A 26,411-nucleotide genomic window follows, 5' to 3' on the forward strand; every position below is an offset into this window, starting at 1 on the left:
CATTTTTTATGGCAATTTTCGTGCCTTTATTTATTAATTAATGATTAAAAATAAACCCATATATATACTAGGTATTGAATCATCTTGTGACGATACAAGTGCTGCTGTTATTTGCAACGGAAAAATACTTTCAAATGTTGTTGCTAATCAAGAAATTCATGCCAAATATGGTGGCGTTGTTCCCGAATTAGCTTCACGTGCTCATCAACAAAATATTGTTCCTGTAATTCATCAGGCAATTCATCAGGCAAATATCGACAAAAAAGACTTAAATGCCATAGCTTTTACACGTGGACCCGGATTAATGGGATCATTATTAGTTGGAACCTCATTTGCCAAGTCACTTTCATTGGCTTTAGACATACCTTTAATAGCTGTAAACCATATGCAGGGACACGTTTTAGCTCATTTTATTGATGATGAAACCCAACAAAAACCTCCTTTCCCTTTTTTATGTTTAACAATTAGTGGCGGTCATACTCAAATTGTAAAAATTACTGATTATTTTACTATGGAAGTAATTGGTGAAACCTTAGATGATGCTGTTGGTGAAGCATTCGATAAATCGGCAAAAATTTTAGGGTTACCTTATCCCGGAGGTCCTTTAATAGACAAACATGCCAAATTAGGAAACCCTAAAGCTTTTAAATTCTCAAAACCAAAAGTTGATGGTTTTAACTATAGCTTTAGCGGTTTAAAAACAGCTATTTTATATTTTATTCAGAAAAAAGTAAAAGAAGATCCTAATTTTATTAATGAAAATCTGAATGATATTTGTGCTTCAATTCAACATACTATAGTTGAAATATTATTTAACAAATTAAAAAAAGCCGCTAAAGAAACAGGTATCAAACATATTGCTATTGCCGGAGGAGTTAGTGCCAATTCTGAAATTAGAAAAGAATTGAAGTCTTTTGAAAAAAAATTTGGCTGGACTACCTATATACCAAAATTTGAATTTACTACTGATAATGCTGCAATGATCGCTATTGTAGGCTATTTAAAATATTTAGAAAACGATTTTACTACAAAGAACAATACTGCTACTGCTAGACTAAAAGTTAATGAAAACTAACTCTTTTTTTAATACCAAAAATGAAAGAAAACACTTTTAAAAATGTTCTACTACTACTAATCATTACAACAACAACAATTACACAATCACAAAACAATAATGTAAATGAGGAAATAAATCTGTTTGAAAACGTAACTATGTCTGGCGATTGGTTTTTGGCTAATAGCAATACTAAAAATGGAGATGAAGATTGGGGAAATAAATTTATTGTAAAACGAAGTTATTTTACTTTGAAAAAAGATATTAATGATATTTTTTCGGTTCGTTATACACAAGATATTGCAATTGATAAAGAAGGTGAAGATTCCGGAAATGTTGAAACCCGAATGAAATATTTGTACTTAAAAATTGAACCTAAATGGAAGGGTAAAATTACGGGTGCTTATTTTGAAGTAGGTATGGTTCACAGGCCATGGATTTCGTATGAACAAGAGGTAAATCCATACCGCGTACAAGGCAATATGGCAGTTGAAAGAAATAACCTATATAATTCTGCCGGGTTTGGTATTTTATTTGGCGGTAATATTGGACCTGAAATGGACAAAGATTATTTAGAAAATGTAAATGGAACCATGAAAGGTAAATATGCAAGTTTTGCCATAGGGATCTATAACGGTGGTGGTTATGCCGCTTTTGAAGAAAATACCAATAAGGTTTTTGAAGGTATTTTAAATTTTAGACCATTTGCCAACACTATTCCTCAAATCCAAATTAACCATGCATTTAATATTGGAAAAGGAAATACAGAATTTTCTCCAACCTTTAATCAATTCTTATTTCATGGAGGATATGTTGGTAAATACTTTGATTTAACAGGGCAATACCATTTTGGCCAAGGAGATTTTGAAGGTAATTATGTACAACCTTCAAATCCATCAAAATCATTAAAAAATGATGGTTTCAGTATTTTTAGTGAATATATATTTAAAAATTCACCTTTTGCTGTATTTGCACGGTATGATAATTTTGAAGTTAAAGAAGATAAATCTAATGATACTGAACGTGAAATTATGGGTGTAAAGTATGTTTTATATAATGGTATCAGCTTGGTTTTATCAGGTGAAAGGGTTTCTTATGAAACTAAAAAAGAAGATTTAACAGTAGATTTAAATATGCAAATTTCATTTTAACCTAAACACAAAAATTCTTATCATATAAAAAAACCTTCAATTAAATTGAAGGTTTTTTATCTTATTTATTTTAATTTTAAAATTCAGAATTCACATCCCAAGCTTCTAAACTTTCTTTAACTGCTTTTATAAACATACCACCTAAAGCACCATTTACTACTCTATGATCGTACGAATGTGAAATAAACATTTTATGACGTATTCCTATAAAATCACCTTCAGGAGTTTCAATAACAGCAGGTACTTTTCTAACAGCACCTAACGCTAAAATTGCTACTTGAGGCTGATTTATAATAGGTGTTCCAAAAACACTGCCAAAACTTCCAACATTAGTAACTGTATAGGTTCCTCCTTGAATTTCATCTGGTTTTAATTGTCCTTTTCTTGCTCTATTTGCCAAATCATTAACAGCTCTTGTTATGCCTACTAAATTTAACCTGTCTGCATTTTTAATTACAGGCACAATTAAATTACCATCGTTTAATGCAGCTGCCATTCCTAAATTAATAGCCTTTTTCTTAATAATTTTATCTCCATCTACAGAAATATTTATCATAGGAAAAGCTTTAATAGCCTTTGCAACAGCTTGCATAAAAATTGGAGTGTATGTAATTTTTTCGCCTTCTCTATCAAAAAACTTGTCTTTAACTTTATTTCTCCAATTAACAATATTTGTTACATCAACTTCAATAAAAGATTGCACATGTGCTGAAGTTTGAACAGATTCTACCATATGATGAGCAATTAATTTACCCATACGGCTCATTTCAAGTATTTCATCTTCACCATTAACAGAAATTGGTGTAACTGCTTGTACAATATGCTTTTTTACTTCAATACTTTTTTCTGACAGTTTTTGAGGTTTTTCAACATATTTTACCTTATCAGCTAGTTTTCGATCACTCTCAATATATGCTAAAATGTCATTCTTAGTAACTCGGTTATCTTTACCTGTACCTACTATAGCTTCAAGTTCTTCCATACTTACACCTTCCGTAACAGCAATATTCCTTACTAAAGGTGAAAAGAACTTTCCTGATTCTGAAAATTTATCAATTGTTGAAGTCTCAATAGCATGTTCAACTTCTTTCTCAACTTCAATAGCTTCTTTTGGTATTTCAACAAATAGACTATCGTCTTCATTTTTAGTCGAGCTCTCTTCCAATGTATCAATTATTGCAATAATATCACCCACATTAACAACATCATTAACATCAAATAAAATCTCTGTTAGTGTACCTTCAACTTCACTTGGCACTTCAGAATCAACTTTATCTGTTGCTATTTCTACAATAGCTTCATCCAGCTCTACACTATCTCCAATATTTTTTAACCAAGATGTAATTGTTGCCTCTGCAACACTTTCTCCCATTTTAGGAAGTTTTACTTCAAATCTTGCCATTCTATATTATTTTTTTAAGATTCGCAAATTTACAAAAATATGCCCTATAATTTACTGTTCTTAATTATTATTTACTCTATCAAATCGTAATCATTTAACATTTTAATAATCATATTATTCTAAACCAATAACAAATTATATTTTATTAAACAACTTTATGTTTTTATTAATTATTCTTTAAAATCATTAAAACAGCTCCTGTTTTCAATTATACCAATAAATTTTAAAATCATATTCTTTGTAACAAAAATCACACTTCAATGTAACAAAGTTAGCGTAATAAATCTTTAAAATAAATTTTAATGATTCTAAATAAGACCTATTCTTTTGATTTTCAGTATTTTAAAATTAATAAAATTATGATTAAAATCATATTTTTAATATTTAGTTGTTCTTAAATTTATCTAAGATTCAAAACAAACAAACAAATATCTAATATTATGAAAAATTTAAAATTTATAGGCTTCTTGATAATCATTGCGTCAAGTTTAATGTTTATACAATGTACAAGTGATCCTGAACCTGGTCCACAAGGAATAGCCGGGGTTGATGGTGTAGATGGAGTTGATGGTGTAGATGGAGTTGACGGAACTGCTAGTTGCGTTGCGTGTCACTCTGAGAGCCACAGAACTCCAATTGATGCATCATACTTAAAATCTGGGCATGCAAATCAAACTATTATGTACACTGGTCAGGATTTAGCAACTTACGCTAATGGTGTTTCTGGTTCTTGTACAAAATGTCATACAAGTGAAGGTTACATTAACTACGTTTCAGGAAAACCTGCTGTTGCACTTACTAATCCAACAGGTATTAGTTGTACTACTTGTCATAGTAAACACAGCACTTTTGATTTTGAAAATGATGGTCATGACTATGCTTTAAGAAACTTTAGTCCTGTAGTATTAGATGAATCTGATATTTCTTATACAATTGATTATGGTAATGCAAGTAACAACTGTGTAACATGTCACCAACCAAGAGGAAAAGCTCCAATTGATGCTGATAATGATGGGCTTTATTTACAAGATAACTCAAGATTTTACCCTCATTATGGTGGTCAATCTACAATGCTAGAAGGAATTCAAGGTGCAATTATTGCCAATGGATCAACCGATATGCCAGTAGTTGGATCTTCAGCACACAGAACAGGTGCATCATGTACATCATGCCATATGAGTTCTTCAACAGACGGAGAAACTGGTATGCACACTTTTAAAGCAAATTACGATTCATGTAAAACTTGCCATACTACAGTTCCAACTGAAGTTACGGGCTTAGCTGCTAATATGGAAACCTTACATAATAAATTATTTGATCTTGGCTTAATAGCGGAAGATGGTTCTACACTGGTTCAAACTGAATTGATTCCTTTTAAAACCGCACAGGCATTATGGAATTATAAAACTGTTGAAGAAGATGGAAGTAATGGTGTACATAACCCAAAATATGCAACTGCATTAATTAAAAATGCAATTGAAGCATTAGAAGAAAACTAATATTAGATTAAAATTACCTTCAGGGTGTATCATTTAACATCCTGAAGGTATAAAACTATTGGTGCTTCAAAATAAGTAATGATGTTAACTTAAAATTTCAACTACTGAAATTATTACAAAAGTTAATCAATAATAAAAAAACAAACAAATGAAAAAACTATTTCAAATAGTTCTAGTTAGCAGCTTAAGTTTATTGTGTTTTTCATGCTATTACGATGATTATTCGGAAGAAATAATTATTGACATTCCTGATGACCAACCAATTTCTTTTAGTAGCGAAATACAGCCTATTTTTTCAAAATGTACCGGATGCCATGGCACAAATATTAGTCCAGATTTAAGAGAAGGCAATTCATACAACCAACTTGTACCAAACTATGTAACTGCAGGTGATGCAGAAGGTAGCGATTTATATAATTATTTACCGGGTAATGGACATCATGATATAGGTTTTACTTTAAGTGGAAATGAGATTGCATTAATTAAAGCTTGGATAGACCAAGGCGCACTAGATAACTAAATTTTAAGACACTGAACATGAAAAAATATATATCACTACTTTTTATTTTTTTGATACTTCCATTTATAGTGACGGCTCAAGAAGATGACGATACAAAAAAAGAAAAGGTTAAAGAAAAACTTGAAAGGGCTGCTTTTGAAAGTTCATCAATTATAGACAATCCAACCAATGTTCTATTCAGTAAAAATACTTTAGAAGTACAAATGCAACATAGATTTGGGTTAATTAACGGCGGTGAAAATGATATGGCGGGTTTTTGGGCTCCTTCAAATATTAGAATTGGTCTTTCTTATGCAATTCACGAAAGATTAACAATAGGATTTGGAACTACAAAATTTAATCGTTTACAAGATTTTAACTGGAAAGTAGCACTTTTAAGACAAACAAGATCCGGTAGTATGCCTATAAGTGTATCTTATTATGGTAATTTTACTATTGATGCACGTAAAAAAGAAAATTTCAGTCAAAAACAAGATAGATATTCTTATTTCAATCAATTAATTATTGCAAGAAGATTTAGTCCAAATGTATCTTTCCAAATTGCTCCTAGTGTTTCTCACTATAACTTAGTTGAAGATACTATGCAAAATGATATGGTATCAATTTCATTTGGAGGTCGTGTAAAAATAAGTCCGCAAACTTCAATTTTAATGGATTATAGCCAACCGCTAACTCAATTTGATAAAGAGCAACCAAAACCAGGAGTTAGTTTTGGAGTTGAATTTGCAACCTCTGCACACGCTTTTCAAATTATGATTACAAACTATAATGGTCTTGTACCACAAAAGAATTATATGTACAATGAGTACGATTTCTTTAAAGGAGATTTCTTGATTGGATTTAATATAACAAGAATTTATAATTTCTAAAATACAAAAAACTTTGAAACAGGTTAGCAAGGAAAAAATAATCAGCCCCCTATTTTAAAACTAGAGATTAACCTGTTTCAATTTTATTAAGTATTAATTTTTTTAGCAAGTTTTATTATGGAAAATAATGAAAATAAAAAAGGAGGAACTGACAGACGTAAATTTCTAAAACTAGGGCTTTTATCCAGTGTAACTGCCGTAGCAGGAACGTCTTTAGTATCAAACCTTGCAACTGATGAAGAAAGTAAAACATCCGGAGAAAAAATCAGATTATTGACACCTGATGGAAAAATGGTTGAAGTTGATGCTGATAATATAAATAAATATCCTGAAGCACTTATTACACCTGAAGAATCTAGAAAAGGAATTCCAAACCGTAAATTTGTTATGGTTATTGATCTAGCCAAGTGTAAAAACGCAAGAAAGTGCGTTGAAAGCTGTCAAAAAGCTCATAAATTAGATCATCATGAAGAGTTTATGAAAGTTCAGCTCATTCAAAATAACGAAGAAGGATCTCCTTATTGGTTTCCTAAACCTTGCTTCCATTGTGATGAACCGCCTTGTGTTACAGTATGCCCAACCGGAGCAACATTTAAACGTGATGACGGTATTGTTTTAATTGATAATGACCGTTGTATTGGATGTAAATTCTGTATTACAAGTTGTCCATACTCTGCTCGTCAATTTAATTGGGGGCATAAAGATAAGTTTGATGATAAATCACAGCCTTATTCACCTGAAACCAGTGTACCGGCTGCTGAAGGTACTGTTATGAAATGTGATTTTTGCCCTGATTTATTACGTCAAGGAGAATTACCACATTGTGCTAAATCTTGCCCAATGGGAGTTATTTATTTTGGTGATAAAAATGAGGATATAGTTACTAACGGCGAAGAAACCGTTCGCTTCTCTCAATTAATAAACGACCGTGGTGGTTACAGACACTTAGAGCATTTAGGAACTAAACCTAATGTTTATTATTTGCCTGCAACAAACAGACAGTTCCCGTTAGAACGTGGTTTTGGTGATGACGAAGAAATTAACGAACGTTATAAAAACGTTCCTTATGTTCAAGAACTAAAAAAACAAGGTAAAATTTAACTTAAATAACTCTTAATTATGAATTTAAATAACAGAAAAAGAGAATTAGTTAAAGAATTTTCTCCAATGCTAGAAAAAACCAGTTTAGTATCTAAAATATGGATTGGCTTTTTAATAGCAATAATATTAGTAGGCTTGTATGCTTTTATTCTTCAAGTAATTAAAGGGCATGAAGTTACAGGAATGAGAGATAATGTAGTTTGGGGAGTTTATATTATAAATTTTATATTTTTTGTATGTATAAGTTATTCCGGAGCTTTTATTTCGGGTATCTTACACTTCTTAAAAACACCTTTAAAAAATTCAGTCTCAAGAATTATTGAAATTATAACAGTGCTATCAATTGTAATAGGACCTGTTTTTATTTTATTATGTATTGGAAGATTGGATAGATTGCATTATTTATTTCTTTATCCACGAATTCAATCACCAATTACTTGGGATATAATTGCAATTATTACCGATCTTTTTGGGTGCTTCATTTATTTATACTTAACATTTATTCCGGATTTGGCAATTTTAAGAGACAACGATAACTTAAAAGTTCCAAATTGGAGAAAAAAACTGTATAAGTTTTTAGCAATGAATTATCAGGATACACCAACACAAAGAGAAAGGCTTCATAAAATAACCAAAACAATGTCTACAATGGTTATAGCATTAGCAATTGTAGCATACACAGTTTTAGCATGGATTTTTAGTTTAACCCTACAACCCGGCTGGAATAGTACCATTTTTGCTCCTTATTTTATTATTGCAGGCTTATATTCGGGTGTAGGTGTTATTATAATTGCAATGTACTTAATTAGAAAGTATTTTAAATTAGAAAAATATTTAGTTCAATCTCATTTTACTTGGGCAGGTTTAGTTTTATTAGTAATTGCATTACTATACGCTTACTTTACATTTAGTGAATATTTTTCAAAATGGTTTAGTCATAAAATACACGATACAGATTTATTAAACACATTATTTACTCGTTATTTTTGGCAATTTATTTTTGCTAATTATATTGGTGTAATTGTGCCATTGGTAATTTTATTTGTAAAAAAATTCAGAACAATTAAAGCCATTACATTTGCCAGTGTTGTTGCAGTATTAGGTTTATGGTTAAACCGCTATTTAATTGTGGTTCCAACTTTAGAAACTCCATATTTACCTATTCAAGATACAAGACCAGAATATATTTATTACTCGGCTACGTGGGTTGAGTGGGCTTTGAGTTTAACCGGTGTTGCAGCATTTTTCCTATTCTTTTTACTCATAATTAAATTTGTTCCTATCATACCGATATCTGGAATTATTGATAATGAAAGAGATGAATTAGAAAAAGATGAAAATCTGAACAAAAATTTAACTGAATAACAACAAATTAATTTGAAATTATGAAAAGTAACTTATATAAATACACTTTTATTACTTCAATAATTATAGCATTTTTATTCAGTAATAATAGTACAGCACAAGAAAATGATATTAGCAACTATAAAATGATGTTTAAATTTAATTCTTTTAAACAATCTGATAATTCTCGTTTATTAGAAGTAAGTTTTATAGCTAAGAATAAAAAAGACAGAAAAGATAAAGTTCCAGTTTATGATGCTGAAATTAAATTTTTTAATATTTTAAATGATGAAGAAGTACTTTTGGGTACCGCAAAAACTTCAAAAGAAGGTATTGCAAAAGTAATAGTCCCTGAAAGTCAAAAATATTTGACTGATGCAGATGGAAATATAAATTTAACAGCTCGATTTGAAGCAACTGAAGCATTAGATGAGGAAGAAGATGAAATTATTATTAAAAATCTTAATTTAGTATTAAATTTAGCAGAAATTGACAGCGTTAAAACTGTTAGTGTAAAAGCTTTTACTATTGATAGTTTAGGCGTTGAAGTTCCTTTAGAAGAAGCCGATATAAATTTTTATATAGAAAGTATGCTTTCTAAAATGAAAATTGAAGAAGGATCAATTAGTGATGGCGAATATGAATTTGAGTTAAACAAAGAAATTCCAGGTGATGCAAATGGTAATATTACCGTTATTGCTATGATTGAAGATAATGATGATTTTGGAAATATAACTCAAAAGAAAACTGTAAATTGGGGTACTTTTAATAAAATTACAGTAGAAGAAAGTAATACTTTATGGTCTGAAGCTGCTCCAATTTGGATGTATGTTGTATTAACCATTTTATTAGTTGGAGTATGGGCTAATTTTTTATATACAATTATAAATTTAATTAAAATTAAAAAAGAAGGACAAGATGAAGATGAAGAATTAGAAGAAGTTGAACTTGAACTAAAAATAGATAAATAAAAATATTACGAACTACCATAAAAATAAACTTATGGTATCATATTTGATAAATAAATTAATAACAAACAAATAAACTTATAAAAATGAAAACACTTAAATTTTTAATGTTCATCGGGGTAATTAGCATTGGTCTTTTAGCTTTTGATAAAATTCAACAAGATGAATGGCCTGTACCTGCTAAATACCAAAAAATGAAAAACCCTACTGAAGCTGATAAAGAAAATTTAGCTTTAGGAAAATCGTTATACGCTAAACATTGTAAATCTTGTCATGGTAAAGAAGGTTTAGGAGATGGCCCAAAAGCTGAAGAAGTAGACGGAAATTTAGGAGATTTTTCTTCTAAAGAATTCCAATCTCAATCAGATGGAGCTTTATTCTACAAAAGCTACTTTGGTAAAGATGATATGCCTAACTATGAAAAGAAAATGACTGAAGAAGATATGTGGCTTGTAATTCATCACCTTAGAACATTAGCAGAATAATTATAAAATATAATTAGTAAAAAAAAGCCGAATTTAAAAATTCGGCTTTTTTTTTATATTGTCATTGAAAATATTCGAGTTTCGGGTTTATTTTCTATCAACCGTAAATCAAATGCCATACAAATATTTCGTACAAACATGCGCCCTTCTTCTTTTATAGTTACTTTATTTTCGGTAATTTCAATTAAACCATCATCAATTATCTCTTGTAATCTTTCTATAATTTCATTTTTAATTTGATTATTTAAACCAACATTCCATTCGGTTTCCAAATTACACATTAAGTTTAATATATGCTTTCTAATAATTAGATCAGTTTCAGTTAGTAAATGACCTCTAAAAATTGGTAAAATTCCTTTATTAACTTTTTCAGTATAATCATCAACATCTTTTTCATTTTGAGCAAATGCATACCATGAGTCACTAATAGAAGACATTCCCAAACCAATCATTAATTCGGTTTTACCGGCAGTATACCCCATAAAATTACGATGTAACTTTTTGTTTTTCATCGCCTTATGAAGTGAATCTGAAGGTAACGCAAAATGATCCATTCCTATCTCAACATAACCACTATCAAAAAACAATTGCTTTCCTAATTCGTATAAATGGCGTTTTTCAGTATCTTTTGGTAAATCATTATCATCAAAACCTCGTTGCCCAACTCCTTTTATCCAAGGCACATGCGCATAACTGTAATATGCAATTCTATCAGGTTTTAAAGCAATGGTATTTTTTATGGTATTTCTAATACTTTCTTCCGTTTGAAAAGGTAAACCAAAAATTAAATCGTGACTAATAGATTCGTATCCTATTTTTCTTGATAAATCGTGCACTCTTTTCACTTGTTCAAAGCTTTGAACTCTATGAATTGCTTTTTGAACAATAGGATCATAATCTTGAATACCAAAACTATTTCTACGTGAACCTAAATCATACAATGTTTGTAATTGTTCTTCTGAAGTGTGATTTGGATGACCTTCATAACTAAAATCAAAAACCTTAAACTTATCAGCTCTTTTAAAAATACCGTTAATTAATTTTTTTAAATTTTCAGAAGAAAAAAAAGTTGGCGTACCTCCACCCAAATGAATCTCTCTTATTTTTGGTCGAGAATCAAACATATCACAATACAAATCCCATTCTTTTAAAACTGTATCTATATATGGTTGTTCAACTTCATGCCGCTTCGTAATTTTTTTATGACATGCACAAAACGTACACAAACTCTCACAAAATGGTAAATGAATATATAAACTTATCCCTTCAATATCATTGCTTTCATCAAAGGACTTTACTACAGTTCTTTTCCAATCATTAAGGTCAATACCCTTTTTATCCCAAAAAGGCACAGTTGGATAACTTGTATATCTAGGACCGGGTATATTATATTTTTGAATTAGATTTTTCATTTTTTCAGTTATAAGTTTACAGTTATAAGTTTACAGCTTATTTATAAGGTTAACTTAATTTTATTAATTAAAGAAGCTAACATTTTCTTTATTTCCTGAATTTCATCAAGTAAGGAATCTGCCGCCTCCTTAGAAATAAAACCTAACTTCATTGAAACTAAAATTAAGTAATCCAATTCATGTGCTGAACCAGATGATATATATAAAAATCTTAATAACTCCTTTTGAGTTTCTCTACCACACCCTTCAGCAATATTAGTGGGAATTGACAATGAAGCTCTTTTTATTTGAGAAATTAGATTGAATTGTTCTTCTTTTGGAAAACTACTCAATTCTTTATAAATTTTTAAAACCAAACTGTGAGATTTTTGCCATACACTATAGTTTTTATAATTTACCATAATTTAAAACTTCTAACTGCTAACTTTAAACTGTATACTCCTTTACAGCATCAATAAATGCTTTCGCATTATCTAACGGTACATTTGGTAAAATTCCGTGACCTAAATTAACCACATATTTATCTTTTCCAAAATCGTTAATCATTTGAGTAACCATTTTTTTGATAACTGATGGTGGTGATAATAAACGAGTAGGGTCAAAATTACCTTGTAAAGTTACTTTATTACCCGTAAGTTTTCGTGCCATTTGAGGCGTAATAGTCCAATCTACACCTAAAGCTGATGCATTTGAATTGGCCATTTCTTCTAAGGCAAACCAGCATCCTTTACCAAAAGCAATTACAGGAGCATCATCTTTTAAAGCTTCAATAATTTGATTGATATATTTCCAAGAAAATTCCTGATAATCAACTGGAGAAAGCATTCCTCCCCAAGAATCAAAAATTTGAACAGCATTAACACCTGCTTTCACTTTTTCTTTTAAATAAGCAATAGTTGTATCGGTTATTTTTTGCAACAAAGTATGTGCTGCTATAGGTTGCGTAAAACAAAATTCTTTAGCTTTATCAAAGTTTTTTGAACCTTGCCCTTGTACACAGTAACATAAAATTGTCCAAGGCGAACCTGCAAAACCAATTAACGGAACTTCATCATTCAACATTTGTTTGGTTACTTTAATAGCTTCCATTACATAACCTAATTCAACTGTTACATCCGGAACAACAACTGCATCAACATCCTTTTGAGAGCGTATTGGATTTGGCAACCAAGGTCCTACTCCATGCTTCATTTCAACTTCAATATTCATTGCTTGCGGTATAACCAAAATATCTGAAAATAATATGGCTGCATCCATTCCATATCTACGGATAGGTTGTACAGTAATTTCTGAAGCTAATTCCGGAGTTCTACAACGCGTAAAAAAATCATATTTTTCACGAATTGCCATAAATTCGGGTAAATATCGTCCTGCTTGACGCATCATCCAAACCGGAGGACGTTCAACTACTTCTCCTTTTAAAGCTCTTAAAAATAAATCGTTCTTTATCATTATTATTTAGTTAGTGATTTGCCAGTTATTGGTTTTTAGTTGAACTAAAAATTTATAACTAAACACTTAAAATTAATTATGTTTATCAGCTACTGCTTTCATCGCAATATTAATTGCTCCTCTTACTTTATACATATCTCTTTTACTCATAGCTGTTGCTAAAAACCAAGCTTCAAACTGTGATGGAGGTAAAAACACACCATTTTCAATCATTTTCCAAAAAAACGTTTTAAACTTTTTGGTATCACTGGTTTGAGCAGTTTTAAAATTAACTACTTTTTCTTTTGTAAAAAATGGATTAATCATAGAACCAAATCTGTTTACCTGTATATCAACACCATTTTTTGCCGCTGCTTTTTTTAAAGTTCTTGATAAAAAAGTAGCTGTTTTTTCAAAATCTTCATACGGATTGCGTTCTTGTAACTCTTTTAACGTTGCAATACCACAAGCCATAGCTATTGGATTTCCCGATAAAGTTCCTGCTTGATATACCGGGCCTAAAGGCGCAACCATTTCCATAATTTCATTTCTAGCACCGTAAGCACCAACCGGAAAACCTCCTCCAATTACTTTTCCTAAACAAGTAATATCTGCTTGAATTCCCAATAATTCTTGAGCACCCCCAAATTTGGATCTAAAACCTGTCATTACCTCATCAACAATTAATAAGATATTATTAGTTTCAGTAATCTCTCTTAATTGTTTAATAAACTCGTTTGTTGGTTTTACAACTCCCATATTACCTGCAACCGGCTCAATAATAACCGCAGCAATATCATCGTGTAATTTTAACTGAAGTTTTACACTGTTTATATTATTGTATTCTGCAATCAAAGTATTTTGAACAGCTTCTTCCGGTACACCTTTACTTCCCGGTAAACTTAAAGTTGCTAAACCGGAACCGGCAGCTACCAATAAAGCATCAGAATGCCCATGATAACAACCTGAGAATTTTATGATTTTATTTTTTCCGGTAAATGCTCTTGCCAAACGTATTGCACTTAACACAGCTTCTGTCCCAGAGTTTACAAAACGAACCTTATCCATTCCCGGAAAAGCATCGCAAACAATTTTTGCTAATCGAATTTCATTATAGGTAGACGCACCAAAAGTATATCCTCTTTTTAAGGCTCTTTCAATAGCTTTTTCAACTTTTTTATTTCTATGACCTAAAATCATCGGTCCGTAAGACAACACAAAATCTACATATTCATTACCATCAACATCGTAAATTTTACTCCCTTTTGCTTTATGAATAAAAATTGGAATTCCTCCAACAGATTTAAATGCTCTAACAGGAGAATTTACTGCTCCAACTAAATTTTTTTTACCTTTTGTATATAATTCTATTGACTTTTCTAATTTCATTTTCTTTTACATTTGGGTGATTGAGCGTAGTCGAAATCAATTTCTATAAAGATAATCACTTTGACTCTATTCAGTGACCAGCTTAAACAACGCTTATTTTTTTAATAACAATTTAGCAACTTCTTTAGCAAAATAGGTGATAATAATATCAGCTCCTGCCCTTTTCATAGAAAGTAAACTTTCCATCATTGCACGCTCACCATCAATCCAACCATTTGCAGCAGCAGCTTTAATCATGGCATACTCACCACTAACATTGTAACAAGCTATTGGCCTGTCAAAGTTATTTTTTAAATCTCTTATAATATCCAAATAAGATAACGCTGGTTTTACCATTAAAATATCTGCACCTTCCTGATCGTCAAAAGTTGCTTCACGCAAACCTTCATCTCTGTTTGAAGGATCCATTTGATAGGTGCTTCTATCACCAAATGCAGGAGCAGAACCTGCAGCATCTCTAAAAGGACCATAAAATGCCGATGCATATTTTACAGCATACGACATAATTGGAATATTTGGAAAACCTGTATTATCTAATGCTTCACGTATTGTTTCAATCATCCCATCCATCATTCCTGAAGGTGCAACCATATCTACACCGGCTTTTGCGTGTGAAACTACTTGTTTAGCTATATTTAGTAATGTGGCATCATTATCAACATCATTATCATGTATTATCCCGCAATGTCCATGACTGGTATATTCACAAAAACAAACATCTGTTATCACATATAAACTTGGGTAATTTTTCTTAATAAATCGAACTGCTTGTTGCATAATTCCATTATCATTCCATGTTTCTGAGCCCTCTTCATCTTTATGTGTAGGTATTCCAAAAAGCAATACAGCCGGGATATTCAATGCAACAACCTCATCTAATTCTTTTGAAATTCTATCTAATGAGAAACGCGTAATACCAGGCATTGAAACTATTTCAGTTTCAATATTTTCTCCTTCTTCAATAAATAAAGGGTAAATTAAATCATCTACTGTTAGTTTATTTTCTCTAACTAAACGACGAATATTTTCAGTTTTACGGAGGCGTCTTGTTCTATTCATGTTCAAAATATTGATTTACAGATTTTATTACACTTTCAACTGTTTGGAGTTTTGAAACCTTTACATTTTTAAAGTATTTTTTTGCTTCTGTAGCAGTTGTTTCTCCAATACAAAATACAACGATATCACTACCAGCTTTATTTTCTTTTAAAAAACTTTCTATACCAGTTGGGCTATAAAAAAGTATACCGTTATATTTTTCTTGTATTTTTTTTGGTGTTAATGTTGTTTTATAACACTCAACTTCATTAACCTTTATATAATTTTTTGATAAAATATCAGGAAGTTCATCTCTTCTTTTATCACCACAAAAAAAAGTAATTTCTTTTTCTTTTAAGTTTTTTACCAGGTATTTTGCTAATTTTTCAGCAGAATTTTCAATATGTGCAACTTTTCCAATTCTTTTTTCTATTAGTTTTTTTGTTCTTCGGCCAACACAATAAATAGTTTTAAAATCCAATTCTAAAGCCGAAAAATTATGTAACAATGCTTCTACTGAATTTTGACTCGTAAAAATTACATTTTGTAGCGTGTTTTTAACAACCTTTGGTTTTAAACGATTGCTTCTCACCGTAATAAAATCACTCATAGAAATACCTATTTTTGAAGACAATTCGCTTGTTTGATCTTGTGAAAGCGTTTTGGTTGAGTACACAAGTATATCTTTTTCAATTTTAATTTCTTGCCTCATTAACTTTTCACCACCTCTATCTAAAATAAATTTAGCTGCAAATTCTCCTAAATCACTTGCATTATTTACAGGAACTGATTTTGAAAATTCTATTTTATTAGTTCCATCAGGACTAAATAATACGCCTTTAAATTTTATTTCTTCATCTTTTATTGTAGCTAAGGCTCCTATTGGTGCAGTACAACCTCCTTCTAGAACTCTTAAAAATTCTCTTTCAATTGCAATACATTTTGCTGTTTCTTCGTGATTTATTTCTTTACAAATTTCAAGTAACTCTTCCCTTTTTTCTAATGCAGCTACCATTACAGCACCTTGTGCCGGAGCAGGAATCATCCAATCTAACTTAATAAAATCCTCTTTTTGAGGCAATAAACCAAGTCTTTTTAACCCAGCTGATGCAAAAATAGCTCCATCCCAATTGTTATCTTCTAACTTTTGTAAACGTGTATTTACATTACCTCTTAATCCTGAAATTGTATGATTTGGATAACGATACAACCATTGAGCTTTTCTGCGCAAACTGCCGGTTGCTATTACTGCCGTTTCTTTAGTGAAAAAATTTTCGTCTTTCTTTAAAATCAACACATCATTAAAATCGCCTCTTTTTAAAACTGCAGCTTGTACAATTCCGTTTGGTAATTTTGTAGGCACATCTTTAAACGAATGTACAGCTATATCAATTTTATCACTTAAAAGTGCTATATCTAAATTCTTTGTAAATACACCGGTTACGCCTAACTCATACAAAGGTTTATCAAGTACAACATCACCTATTGAGTCAATCTTCACTATTTCTGTAGTATATCCTAATTGTTCTAATTTATGTGAAACAGTATTGGCTTGCCATAGTGCTAATTGGCTTGATCTTGTTCCAATTCTAATCGTTTTCATTTAAACTAAGTTCTTTAATGTTAAACATTTTACTAATAACATTTATGCTTTGATCTACAGATGTTTCTTCATCTTTAAGATGCTTCACAAATTGTGTGGTTATTTTGTGAATCAATCTTGTAGTTATAATCTCAGCATGTTCAACATTAAAGTCTTTTATTTTTTTTGATTGAAAATTAATTTCATCATTTTGAATTGCCAGAAGTGACTCTTTTAGCGCATTCACTGCAGGTACATATTTTCTATGTGAAATCCAATCGTTAAATTCATCCTTATATTTTTGGATAATTTTCTCTGCTGCAGGTATTTCACTCTTGCGCATTTCAATTGTTTTATCTGTAATTTTAGAAAGTTCATCTAAATTTACCAAGGTAATATCTTTCAATTCTTTAATTGAAGCATCAACATTTTCTGGCATTGATAAATCTAATATCAACAATTTTTTACCTTTAGTTAAATGTTCTTTGTGAATTGTAGGTACACTTGACCCGGTTGAAACTATTAATATATCAACATTAGAAATTACTTCCGTTAATTTATCATATTCTACAACTGTAACCTCCGGATGCATTTGTTTAAAATCCAATGCCTTTTGAAAAGTTCTGTTTATAAAAGTAACATTCTTATTTTGTGTATATTCTAAAATATTTTTACAGGTATTTTTACCTATTTCACCCATTCCAAAAATTAGAATTTTTTTACCGGCATACTCAGGTACATGATCAACTATATATTGAATTGCGGCATAAGCTACCGATGTTGTTCCTGAACTTAACTTAGTAGTATTTTTAACTTCTTTACTAGCTTGTAAAACCAAATTCATTAAACGTTCCAGATAAGCATTTGTAGTACCTAACTTTTTTGCTAACTTAAAAGCCTCTTTCAATTGCCCAACAATTTCATAGTCTCCTAAAATTTGACTATCTAAACCTGTACTTATATTAAACAAATGCCTTACAGCATCTTTATTAGAATACACATTGGAAACCTTACTGAAATCTTCAACATTACCATTAGAGTATTTTATTAACAAACTAATTAACTCAAACGGATGGTTAGCAAAACCTGTTATCTCAGTTCTATTACAAGTAGATAAAACAAAAACACCTTTTAAACCTCTAGCTTTAGCTTCGTTTAATAATAATTTTTGATTTTCTTTAGTTATACTAAAAGCTCCTCTAACTTTTACATCTGCTTTTTTATAACTTAGCCCTACATTATAAAATTTTGTAGGTGTATCTTTTTGATCCATATAATTAATATTACCAATAAGTATCGACAAAAGTACAAAGATATTTTAGCACAAAATATCGACAAAAGTACTAATATTAGCGATATAAGTTATTTTAGCTAATTTAGAAGTGTTCTAAATTAACAAAAACAAAGGTAAAATTATTAATTATTAGCAAAATTAAGGGTTTAAATATATGACAAATATCATTTATAGAGATTTAAAAAATAGTTCTAAGTATTATTTTTTATTGTACATTTGCAGTTGTTAGTTGAGTTAAATTTAAAAAAATACTCTATGAAAACCAATTTAGAGAATTATAAAAACATCGATAAAAGTACTAACTTAATTTTTGATGAAAAAGATACTTTTAAAGTATTTCATTTCAACAACTTATCATCTCAGAACGAATTATTTAAGCATAGTTTAAAAGACAATTATATACAAATATATTTTTGTGCCGAAAATCAATGTTGTGTTGCTTTTAACTTTGAACATTGCGCTTTAAATTTAGCTTCAGGAAATTCAGGCATGGTTTATTTTAAGGATGAAAAAATGAATATTCTTTTTAATTTACCACCAAAAGCTGAACTTATTGCTATTTTAATCTCAATTGAATATTTCCATTCATTATTCTCTATTGAAGGTAATTTCCTATTTAATTTCAATAGTTTTAAAGTTGGCAAACCAATTATTGAACCTAAAGAAATTAACACATCTATTAAAATAATTTTAAACCAATTGGTATCTAAACAAATTAACGAATCGCTTAGACCAATTTACATTAAGGGAAAAGTATACGAATTATTAAGTCATTACTTTAGTACACCACCTGAAGATGAAGGTGAGCATTGCCCTTATATTGCTAATGAAGAAACCGTTAGTAAAATTAAACACGCCAAAGAAATAATAATTGAAGAAATGAACAATCCTCCTTCTTTAGCCGATTTATCTAAAGAAGTTGGTCTCAATATAAAAAAATTAAAAACTGACTTTAAAGAGTTTTATGGTGTTCCTGTTTTTACTTTTCTATTAAACTACAAAATGGAACAAGCAAAAAAATTATTACAGGAACAACAACTAAATGTAAATGAAATTGCAGTACATCTTGGATACAGTACTTCAAGCCATTTTATAGCAGCATTTAAAAGAAAATTTGGTATTACACCCAAACAATTTGCAAAAACATAATTAATGAAAGGAGCATTACTAGTAAATTTAGGTTCGCCAGACAGTACGTCGGTTAAAGACGTAAAAACATATTTAGATGAATTTTTAATGGATAAAAGAGTTATTGACACTCCTTATTTATTAAGAGCTTTTATTGTAAAAGGAATTATTTTAAATACACGTCCAAAAAAATCTGCCGAAGCTTATAAAAAAATATGGTGGGATGAAGGTTCTCCACTAATAGTTTTATCTAACAGATTACTTAAAAAAGTTCAAAAAAACTCTAGCGTACCGGTTGAAGTAGCTATGAGATACAGGAAACCTTCAATTAAAACTGGTATCGAAAAATTAGCACAACAAGGTGTTACCGAAATTTTATTAATTCCGTTGTACCCACAATTTGCAATGGCAACCACCGAAACTATAACTGTTTTGGCTGAAAAAATTGTTAAAAAACATTTTCCGGAAGTAACCTTAACAAATGTTCCGGCTTTTTACAATAAACAAGATTATATTGAAGTTTTAAGTGATAGCATAAAAAAAGAAATAGAGAAAACAGCACCTGAACATATTTTATTTTCATACCACGGTGTTCCTGAGCGTCACATAAAAAAATCGGATATTACAAAATCTCATTGTAAAATAGATGGAAGTTGTTGTAAAACACCTTCTCCGGCACACGAGTTTTGTTACCGACATCAATGCTATGCAACAACAGAAAACGTTGCAAAACAACTACATTTAAAAGAAGGAAGCTACAGTACTTCTTTCCAATCGCGTTTGGGAAAAGATCCTTGGTTACAACCATATACCGACCAAACAATAGACAATTTTGCTAAAAGCGGCGTAAAAAATTTAGCAGTTGTTACACCTGCTTTTGTTTCAGATTGTTTAGAAACTTTAGAAGAAATTGGTATGGAAGCCAAACATTCTTTTATTGAAAATGGCGGTGAGCATTTTTCAACAATTCCTTGTTTAAATGACGATGAAAATTGGACAAAAACAGTAGCAAAATGGATCAATAACTGGGCAAAATAACTTCAATGGAATATCTCTATATAAAATCGTTGCACATTATTTTTATTACAACTTGGTTTGCCGGTCTTTTTTACATCATCCGCTTATTCATTTATTTTAAAGAAGCTGAAGAAAAACCTGAAGTTGAAAAACAAATATTGCAAAAACAGTATAAACTAATGATTAAAAGGCTTTGGTACATTATTACTTGGCCTTCAGCAATTTTAGCTTCTATTTTTGCTCTTTGGTTATTAATTTTACAACCATTTTGGCTGGAAGCTACATGGATGCAAATTAAATTAGCCTGTGTAGCAGCTCTTTATGCTTATCACTGGACCTGTCAAATTATGTATAACCAAGTTGAAAAAGGGTATTTAAATTTCTCCTCTTTTGCTTTAAGAATTTGGAATGAAGTTGCTACTATTATTCTTTTTGCTTGTGTATTTTTGGTAGTATTAAAAAACACCTTTGGTTGGATATTTGGAGTAGTTGGTATAGTAGGTATTTCAGTTTTACTAATGCTAGGTATAAAACTTTATAAAAATATTAGAGAAAAAAACAGTTGGGATAAAAATTAATTATTTTATTAAATACTCAACAACTATTCAATTTACTTAAATTGTTAAAAAGAATACTCTAAAATTCTTTTTAACTTTACAAGAATTAAAAGCTTTTATTGAATTTTTAATATTCTGTATATCAACTACTTATAATAGCTAAAGTGATTAAAATCATATAAATTTCAAATTATATTTTATAAATTTATGATATTATAAAACATCATTTTATAAATCATTTTTTTATGAAAAAACTTCTTTTAGGAAATGAAGCAGTTGCACAAGGTGCAATTGATGCCGGTCTTTCCGGTGTTTATGCTTATCCGGGAACTCCATCAACAGAAATAACAGAATATATACAGCGTTCAAAAACTTCAAAAGAATTAAATATTCACTCACAATGGTCAGTGAACGAAAAAACAGCTATGGAAGCCGCCTTAGGCATGTCATACGCAGGTAAAAGAGCAATGGCTGTTATGAAACATGTGGGCTTAAATGTTGCTGCTGATGCATTTATGAACATGTCCGTATCCGGTATCAATGGCGGATTAGTTGTTGTTGTAGCAGATGATCCTTCAATGCATTCATCACAAAACGAACAAGATTCCAGATATTATGGAAAATTTGCAATGGTACCCATATTAGAGCCGTCCAATCAACAAGAAGCGTATGACATTACAAAATACGCTTTTGATTTATCTGAAATACTTGGTTTACCTGTTTTAATAAGAATGGTAACACGTTTATCACACTCAAGAGCAGGTATAATTTTAGGAAAAAGAATTCCGCAAAACAACATTAAGTTACCTAAAATTCCTACTCAATTTCAGTTAATCCCAATGCATGCTCGCGGCAGATATAAACATTTAGTGAGTATTCAATCTGATATACAGGAAAATTCTGAAAACAGTTACTTTAACCAGCTTATTAAAGCTCCAAATACATCTTTAGGAATAATTGCTTCGGGTATTGCCTATAATTATTTAATGGAAAATTTTGAAGATGCAGATTGCCCTTATCCTATTTTAAAAATTTCACAATATCCTATTCCAAAAAAACCTGTTCAATATCTATTTGATACCTGTAAAAAAATATTGGTTTTAGAAGATGGCTATCCGTTTATTGAAGAAGCTATTTCAGACTTTTTAGGGAAAAACAAAAAAATTATTGGACGTTTAAGCGGTGACATACCAAGAGTTGGTGAATTAAATCCTGATAATATAGCCAATGCTTTGGGCTTTGATGTTGTAGTAGATGAAAAATTACCTGAAATAGTTAGCAAAAGACCACCTGAACTATGTGTAGGCTGTGCTCACAGAGATTTGTTTGATGCTATTAATGAATTAAATAAGGAAATGGGAAGTCAGCAAGTTTTTGGTGATATTGGTTGTTATGCCTTAGGAGCTTTACCTCCTTACAAAAGTATCAATACGCTTATTGATATGGGAGCATCAATTACAATGGCAAAAGGTGCTTCTGATGCAGGTATTCATCCTTCAATAGCAATTATTGGAGATTCTACATTTACACATTCCGGTATGACAGGCTTATTAGATGCTGTTATAGAAAAAACACCTATTACCGTTATAATTTCTGACAATTCAACGGTTGCTATGACAGGTGCTCAGGATTCGTCAGCTTCAGGTAGATTAATCGATATTTGCAAAGGCATTGGAGTTGAAGAAAACCATTTAAAAGTTATTACACCTCTTCATAAAAATTTAACAGAAAATATAAACACCATTAGAGATGAAATAAATTATAAAGGAGTATCGGTCATAATTTCTCAGCGCCCTTGCGTACAATTACCAAAAGAGAAAAAGGAAAAGCTTAAAGAGCTTAAAAAAGTTTCACTTAATTAGTAAAAAAAATGAAAACAAATATAATTTTAGCAGGTGTAGGCGGACAAGGAATTTTAACCATTGCAGCAATTTTAGATACTGCGGCATTGGAATCTAACCTAAACATCAAACAATCGGAAGTTCATGGTATGAGTCAGCGTGGCGGTGCTGTGCAATCTCATGTTCGAATTTCTGATAAAGAAATATTTTCAGATTTAATTCCGCAAGGAAAAGCAGATATGATAATTGCTGTTGAGCCTATGGAATTACTACGCTATTTGCCCTATTTAAAAAAAGACGGTTATTTAATTACAGATATCAATCCGTTTATTAATATTCCTGATTACCCTGAATTAGAAGATTTATACAATGAAATAAAATCTCACCCAAACAGTATATTAATTGATGCTAAAAAAATAGCCAAAGATTTAGGTAACTCAAAAGCAACAAATATTGTTTTATTAGGAGCAGCTTCTTCTCTAATTACAATAAATAGCGAAACTTTACAACAGGCTATTAAAACCTTATTTAAAAGAAAAGGTGAACGCATTGTAAACAAAAATTTAGAAGCTTTTATAATTGGTAAAGAGATGGCTACTGAAATTATTTCATGAAAAACACAGGAATGTTACACGAAAAATTAATTAACCCTAAAAGTATTGCTGTTATTGGTGCCTCCAACACTATTCAAACTCCCGGAGGCAAAGTTTTACACAATTTAATAACTCATAATTTTAAAGGAAATTTAATTGCTGTTAATCCGAAAGAAACGGAAGTTCAAGGCATTAAATGTTATCAACATATACAAGATATTCCTGAAGTAGATTTAGCAATTATTGCTATTGCCGCAAAATATACTTTAGAAACGGTAAAAATTTTAGCCCATCAAAAAAATACCAAAGGATTTATTATTTTCTCGGCAGGTTTTAGTGAAAAAGATAAAGAAGGTAACCAATTAGAAAAACAAATAACCAACGAAATTAATGCTGTTGGAGGCACTTTATTAGGTCCTAATAACATAGGCTTAATCAACCAAAATTATGCAGGAGTATTTACAACTCCTATTCCAAAATTAGATTCAAAAGGTGTAGATTTTATTTCGGGTTCCGGAGCAACGGCGGTTTTTATTATGGAAGCTGCAATGGCTATGGGATTAACTTTTTCAAGTGTATATTCAGTAGGAAATTCAGCTCAAATTGGTGTAGAAGAAGTTTTAGAACATTTAGATGAAACTTTTAATCAGGATACCTGTTCAAAAGTAAAATTACTCTATATTGAAAGTATAGCAAATCCTCAAAAATTACTAAAACACGCGCAATCGTTAATTCAAAAAGGTTGTAAAATAGCCGCCATAAAAGCAGGAAGTTCTACAGAAGGTAGCCGAGCCGCGAGTTCTCATACAGGAGCAATGGCAAATTCGGATATGGCAGTTGATGCGCTATTTAAAAAAGCAGGTATTGTACGCTGTTTTGGCAGAAACGAATTGGTAACTGTTGCAACCATTTTTATGCATTCCAAATTGAAAGGAAAAAATATTGCTATCATTACACACGCAGGTGGGCCAGCTGTAATGCTAACCGATATTTTATCTAAAAACGGCTTACAAATTCCTGAAATTAAAGGAGAAAAAAGTGAAGAACTGCTGCAAAAATTGTATTTAGGTTCGTCAATTAGCAATCCAATTGATTTTTTAGCTACCGGAACTGCCGAGCAATTAGAAACAATTATTGATTATTGTGAACATCATTTTGATGATATTGATGCAATGATTGTTATTTTTGGAAGTCCAGGTTTATTTGAAGTATACGATGTTTACAATGTGCTTCATAAAAAAATACGAGAATGCAAAAAGCCTATTTTCAGCATATTACCTTCGGTAGTGAATGTAAAAAATGAGATTGATTCTTTTATTTCAAAAGGAAATACGTGTTTTAATGATGAAGTTTTATTTGGCAATGCTTTAGGAAAAGTTATAAATACACCAAAACCTACCATAAAAACCTCAATAAATACATTTCAAAACAATCAGCTTATCAAATCAATTATTGAAAGTGCAGAAAATGGGTATCTAAATCCGAAACAAACCAAAAAATTACTACAAGAAGCAAAAATTCCTGTTGTTGAAGAGTTTATTTGCACTTCAATAAACGATTGCCTAAATGCTGTTCAAAAAACAAAGTTTCCTGTAGTAATGAAAGTAGTTGGTCCTATTCATAAATCAGATGTTGGAGGCATTATTTTAAACATTAATTCCGAAAAAAAACTAATCAAATCCTTTTATAAATTAATGCAAGTTAAAGGTACAAAAGCACTTTTAATTCAGCCTATGAAAAAAGGGATTGAACTTTTTATCGGCGTAAAAAAAGAAGCTGATTTTGGACATTTGATTTTATGTGGTTTAGGTGGAATTTATATTGAAATACTTAAAGATATTCAGTCTAATTTAGCTCCTATCTCAAAAGAAGAAGCGTTACATATAATTCAGAATTTAAAATCGTTCAAAATACTTCAAGGTATTCGTAATCAAGAAGGTATTAATATTGATTTGTTTGCCGAAATAGTTAAAAAAGTTTCTGATTTAGTTACTGTAGTTCCTGAAATTTGTGAACTGGATTTAAATCCGCTTTTAGGAAATCAACAAGAAATTATAGCGGTTGATGCCAGAATTAGGATAGAAAAAAATTAGTTTTTATAACGAATTTTCAAACGGAATTCTGTTCACAATACTTCTTCCTAAAGTAACTTCATCAGCATATTCCAATTCATCTCCTACAGCAATTCCTCTTGCAATAGTTGATGTTTTTATATGATATTTTTCTATCTGTTTAAAAATATAAAAGTTGGTAGTATCGCCTTCAATAGTAGAACTCAACGCAAAAATAACTTCTTTTACAGTACCGCTTTTAACTTTTTCAATCAAACTGTCAATGGTTAAATTATGCGGACCAATACCTTCAATGGGCGAAATTTTTCCTCCAAGCACGTGGTACAACCCTTTAAATTGAGCTGTGTTTTCAATTGCCATAACATCGCGCACATCTTCAACCACACAAATAATTTCTTCATTTCTAGAAGGATTTGCACAAATTTCACACACATCAACATCTGAGATATTATGACATTTCTTACACAATTTTATATCGTCAACCAAATTATTCAATGCTTCAGACAAGCGATGAGTTTGAGAAGTTGGTTGTTTTAATAAATGCAAAACTAATCTCAAAGCGGTTCTTTTACCAATTCCCGGTAATTGAGATACTTCGTTTACAGCATTTTCTAAAAGTTTTGAAGAAAAATTCATTTGGCAAATGTACAATTAGGAAATGATA

Annotated in this window: 24 protein-coding genes; 15 read left to right on the plus strand and 9 right to left on the minus strand. The window is 30.5% G+C overall.

Annotation, left to right across the window (positions count from 1 at the left end; translation table 11 throughout):
• The first annotated feature begins 40 nt into the window (after nt 1-40).
• Together tsaD and HGB55_RS01095 are read left to right on the plus strand one after the other, a co-directional pair.
• Complete coding sequence (tsaD, locus tag HGB55_RS01090; RefSeq protein WP_168813793.1) at nt 41-1,075, plus strand: tRNA (adenosine(37)-N6)-threonylcarbamoyltransferase complex transferase subunit TsaD; 1,035 nt, start codon at nt 41-43, stop codon at nt 1,073-1,075.
• A gap of 20 nt (nt 1,076-1,095) precedes the next feature.
• Nucleotides 1,096-2,205, plus strand: coding sequence for a hypothetical protein (locus HGB55_RS01095; protein WP_168813795.1), 1,110 nt, complete (start codon nt 1,096-1,098; stop codon nt 2,203-2,205).
• A 76-nt stretch (nt 2,206-2,281) separates the two neighbouring features.
• On the opposite strand, the gene HGB55_RS01100 is transcribed toward HGB55_RS01095, so the two are convergent.
• Nucleotides 2,282-3,607, minus strand: a complete 1,326-nt coding sequence (locus tag HGB55_RS01100) for a dihydrolipoamide acetyltransferase family protein (RefSeq protein WP_168813797.1) — start codon at nt 3,605-3,607, stop codon at nt 2,282-2,284.
• A gap of 440 nt (nt 3,608-4,047) precedes the next feature.
• Between HGB55_RS01100 and HGB55_RS01105 the strand changes: the two genes are divergently transcribed.
• The 7 genes from HGB55_RS01105 to HGB55_RS01135 all read left to right on the plus strand — a co-directional run bounded on the left by HGB55_RS01105 (nt 4,048) and on the right by HGB55_RS01135 (nt 10,393).
• Nucleotides 4,048-5,106, plus strand: a complete 1,059-nt coding sequence (locus HGB55_RS01105; RefSeq protein ID WP_168813799.1) for a hypothetical protein — start codon at nt 4,048-4,050, stop codon at nt 5,104-5,106.
• A 148-nt stretch (nt 5,107-5,254) separates the two neighbouring features.
• On the plus strand, nt 5,255-5,626 hold the full coding sequence (locus HGB55_RS01110; RefSeq protein ID WP_168813801.1) for a hypothetical protein: 372 nt from the start codon (nt 5,255-5,257) through the stop codon (nt 5,624-5,626).
• A 17-nt stretch (nt 5,627-5,643) separates the two neighbouring features.
• On the plus strand, nt 5,644-6,495 hold the full coding sequence (locus HGB55_RS01115; RefSeq protein ID WP_168813803.1) for a DUF5777 family beta-barrel protein: 852 nt from the start codon (nt 5,644-5,646) through the stop codon (nt 6,493-6,495).
• Nucleotides 6,496-6,612: 117 nt separating this feature from the next.
• Complete coding sequence (locus HGB55_RS15630) at nt 6,613-7,596, plus strand: 4Fe-4S dicluster domain-containing protein (protein ID WP_168813805.1); 984 nt, start codon at nt 6,613-6,615, stop codon at nt 7,594-7,596.
• Between the two features lie 18 nt (nt 7,597-7,614).
• Complete coding sequence (gene nrfD, locus HGB55_RS01125) at nt 7,615-8,961, plus strand: NrfD/PsrC family molybdoenzyme membrane anchor subunit (RefSeq protein ID WP_168813807.1); 1,347 nt, start codon at nt 7,615-7,617, stop codon at nt 8,959-8,961.
• Between the two features lie 20 nt (nt 8,962-8,981).
• On the plus strand, nt 8,982-9,911 hold the full coding sequence (locus tag HGB55_RS01130; protein ID WP_168813809.1) for a hypothetical protein: 930 nt from the start codon (nt 8,982-8,984) through the stop codon (nt 9,909-9,911).
• An 83-nt stretch (nt 9,912-9,994) separates the two neighbouring features.
• Nucleotides 9,995-10,393, plus strand: a complete 399-nt coding sequence (locus tag HGB55_RS01135; RefSeq protein WP_168813811.1) for a c-type cytochrome — start codon at nt 9,995-9,997, stop codon at nt 10,391-10,393.
• A 53-nt stretch (nt 10,394-10,446) separates the two neighbouring features.
• Here HGB55_RS01135 and hemN read toward each other — a convergent pair whose 3' ends face one another.
• The 7 genes from hemN to hemA all read right to left on the minus strand — a co-directional run bounded on the left by hemN (nt 10,447) and on the right by hemA (nt 18,518).
• Complete coding sequence (hemN, locus tag HGB55_RS01140; RefSeq protein ID WP_168813813.1) at nt 10,447-11,805, minus strand: oxygen-independent coproporphyrinogen III oxidase; 1,359 nt, start codon at nt 11,803-11,805, stop codon at nt 10,447-10,449.
• Nucleotides 11,806-11,846: 41 nt separating this feature from the next.
• Nucleotides 11,847-12,206 carry a four helix bundle protein gene (locus tag HGB55_RS01145; RefSeq protein WP_168813815.1) on the minus strand — a complete coding sequence of 120 codons (360 nt, stop codon included), beginning with the start codon at nt 12,204-12,206 and terminating at the stop codon, nt 11,847-11,849.
• Between the two features lie 25 nt (nt 12,207-12,231).
• The gene (hemE, locus tag HGB55_RS01150; RefSeq protein ID WP_168813817.1) at nt 12,232-13,257 is read right to left on the minus strand and encodes a uroporphyrinogen decarboxylase; all 1,026 of its coding nucleotides are present in this window, start codon (nt 13,255-13,257) and stop codon (nt 12,232-12,234) included.
• Nucleotides 13,258-13,329: 72 nt separating this feature from the next.
• Nucleotides 13,330-14,625, minus strand: a complete 1,296-nt coding sequence (gene hemL / locus HGB55_RS01155) for a glutamate-1-semialdehyde 2,1-aminomutase (RefSeq protein WP_168813819.1) — start codon at nt 14,623-14,625, stop codon at nt 13,330-13,332.
• A gap of 93 nt (nt 14,626-14,718) precedes the next feature.
• Nucleotides 14,719-15,684: a porphobilinogen synthase gene (gene hemB / locus HGB55_RS01160; protein WP_168813821.1), complete on the minus strand. Its 966-nt coding sequence runs from the start codon at nt 15,682-15,684 to the stop codon at nt 14,719-14,721.
• Nucleotides 15,677-17,266: a hydroxymethylbilane synthase gene (hemC, locus tag HGB55_RS01165; protein WP_168813823.1), complete on the minus strand. Its 1,590-nt coding sequence runs from the start codon at nt 17,264-17,266 to the stop codon at nt 15,677-15,679. The genes hemB and hemC overlap by 8 nt, the downstream gene beginning before the upstream one ends.
• Nucleotides 17,253-18,518 (minus strand): glutamyl-tRNA reductase, encoded by a 1,266-nt coding sequence (gene hemA, locus HGB55_RS01170; RefSeq protein WP_168813989.1) that lies wholly within the window; start codon nt 18,516-18,518, stop codon nt 17,253-17,255. Before hemA ends, hemC begins: the two co-directional genes overlap by 14 nt.
• A 276-nt stretch (nt 18,519-18,794) precedes the next feature.
• Between hemA and HGB55_RS01175 the strand changes: the two genes are divergently transcribed.
• From HGB55_RS01175 to HGB55_RS01200, 6 genes are all read left to right on the plus strand, one after another.
• Nucleotides 18,795-19,688 carry an AraC family transcriptional regulator gene (locus tag HGB55_RS01175; RefSeq protein WP_168813826.1) on the plus strand — a complete coding sequence of 298 codons (894 nt, stop codon included), beginning with the start codon at nt 18,795-18,797 and terminating at the stop codon, nt 19,686-19,688.
• 3 nt (nt 19,689-19,691) lie between these two features.
• Complete coding sequence (gene hemH / locus HGB55_RS01180; protein ID WP_168813828.1) at nt 19,692-20,705, plus strand: ferrochelatase; 1,014 nt, start codon at nt 19,692-19,694, stop codon at nt 20,703-20,705.
• Nucleotides 20,706-20,710: 5 nt separating this feature from the next.
• Entirely contained in the window at nt 20,711-21,262 is a 552-nt protein-coding gene (locus HGB55_RS01185; protein ID WP_168813830.1) for a CopD family protein, read from the plus strand.
• 224 nt (nt 21,263-21,486) lie between these two features.
• A complete protein-coding gene (locus HGB55_RS01190; RefSeq protein ID WP_168813832.1) occupies nt 21,487-23,103 on the plus strand; it encodes a thiamine pyrophosphate-dependent enzyme in 1,617 nt (538 codons plus the stop codon).
• Between the two features lie 8 nt (nt 23,104-23,111).
• Nucleotides 23,112-23,696, plus strand: coding sequence for an indolepyruvate oxidoreductase subunit beta (locus tag HGB55_RS01195; RefSeq protein WP_168813834.1), 585 nt, complete (start codon nt 23,112-23,114; stop codon nt 23,694-23,696).
• Nucleotides 23,693-25,768 (plus strand): acetate--CoA ligase family protein, encoded by a 2,076-nt coding sequence (locus HGB55_RS01200; protein WP_211047318.1) that lies wholly within the window; start codon nt 23,693-23,695, stop codon nt 25,766-25,768. Before HGB55_RS01195 ends, HGB55_RS01200 begins: the two co-directional genes overlap by 4 nt.
• 3 nt (nt 25,769-25,771) lie before the next feature.
• On the opposite strand, the gene recR is transcribed toward HGB55_RS01200, so the two are convergent.
• Nucleotides 25,772-26,383: a recombination mediator RecR gene (recR, locus tag HGB55_RS01205; protein ID WP_168813836.1), complete on the minus strand. Its 612-nt coding sequence runs from the start codon at nt 26,381-26,383 to the stop codon at nt 25,772-25,774.
• Nucleotides 26,384-26,411: the final 28 nt, after the last annotated feature.

It is taken from the genome of Lutibacter sp. B1, assembly GCF_012524075.1.
Classification (GTDB): domain Bacteria; phylum Bacteroidota; class Bacteroidia; order Flavobacteriales; family Flavobacteriaceae; genus Lutibacter.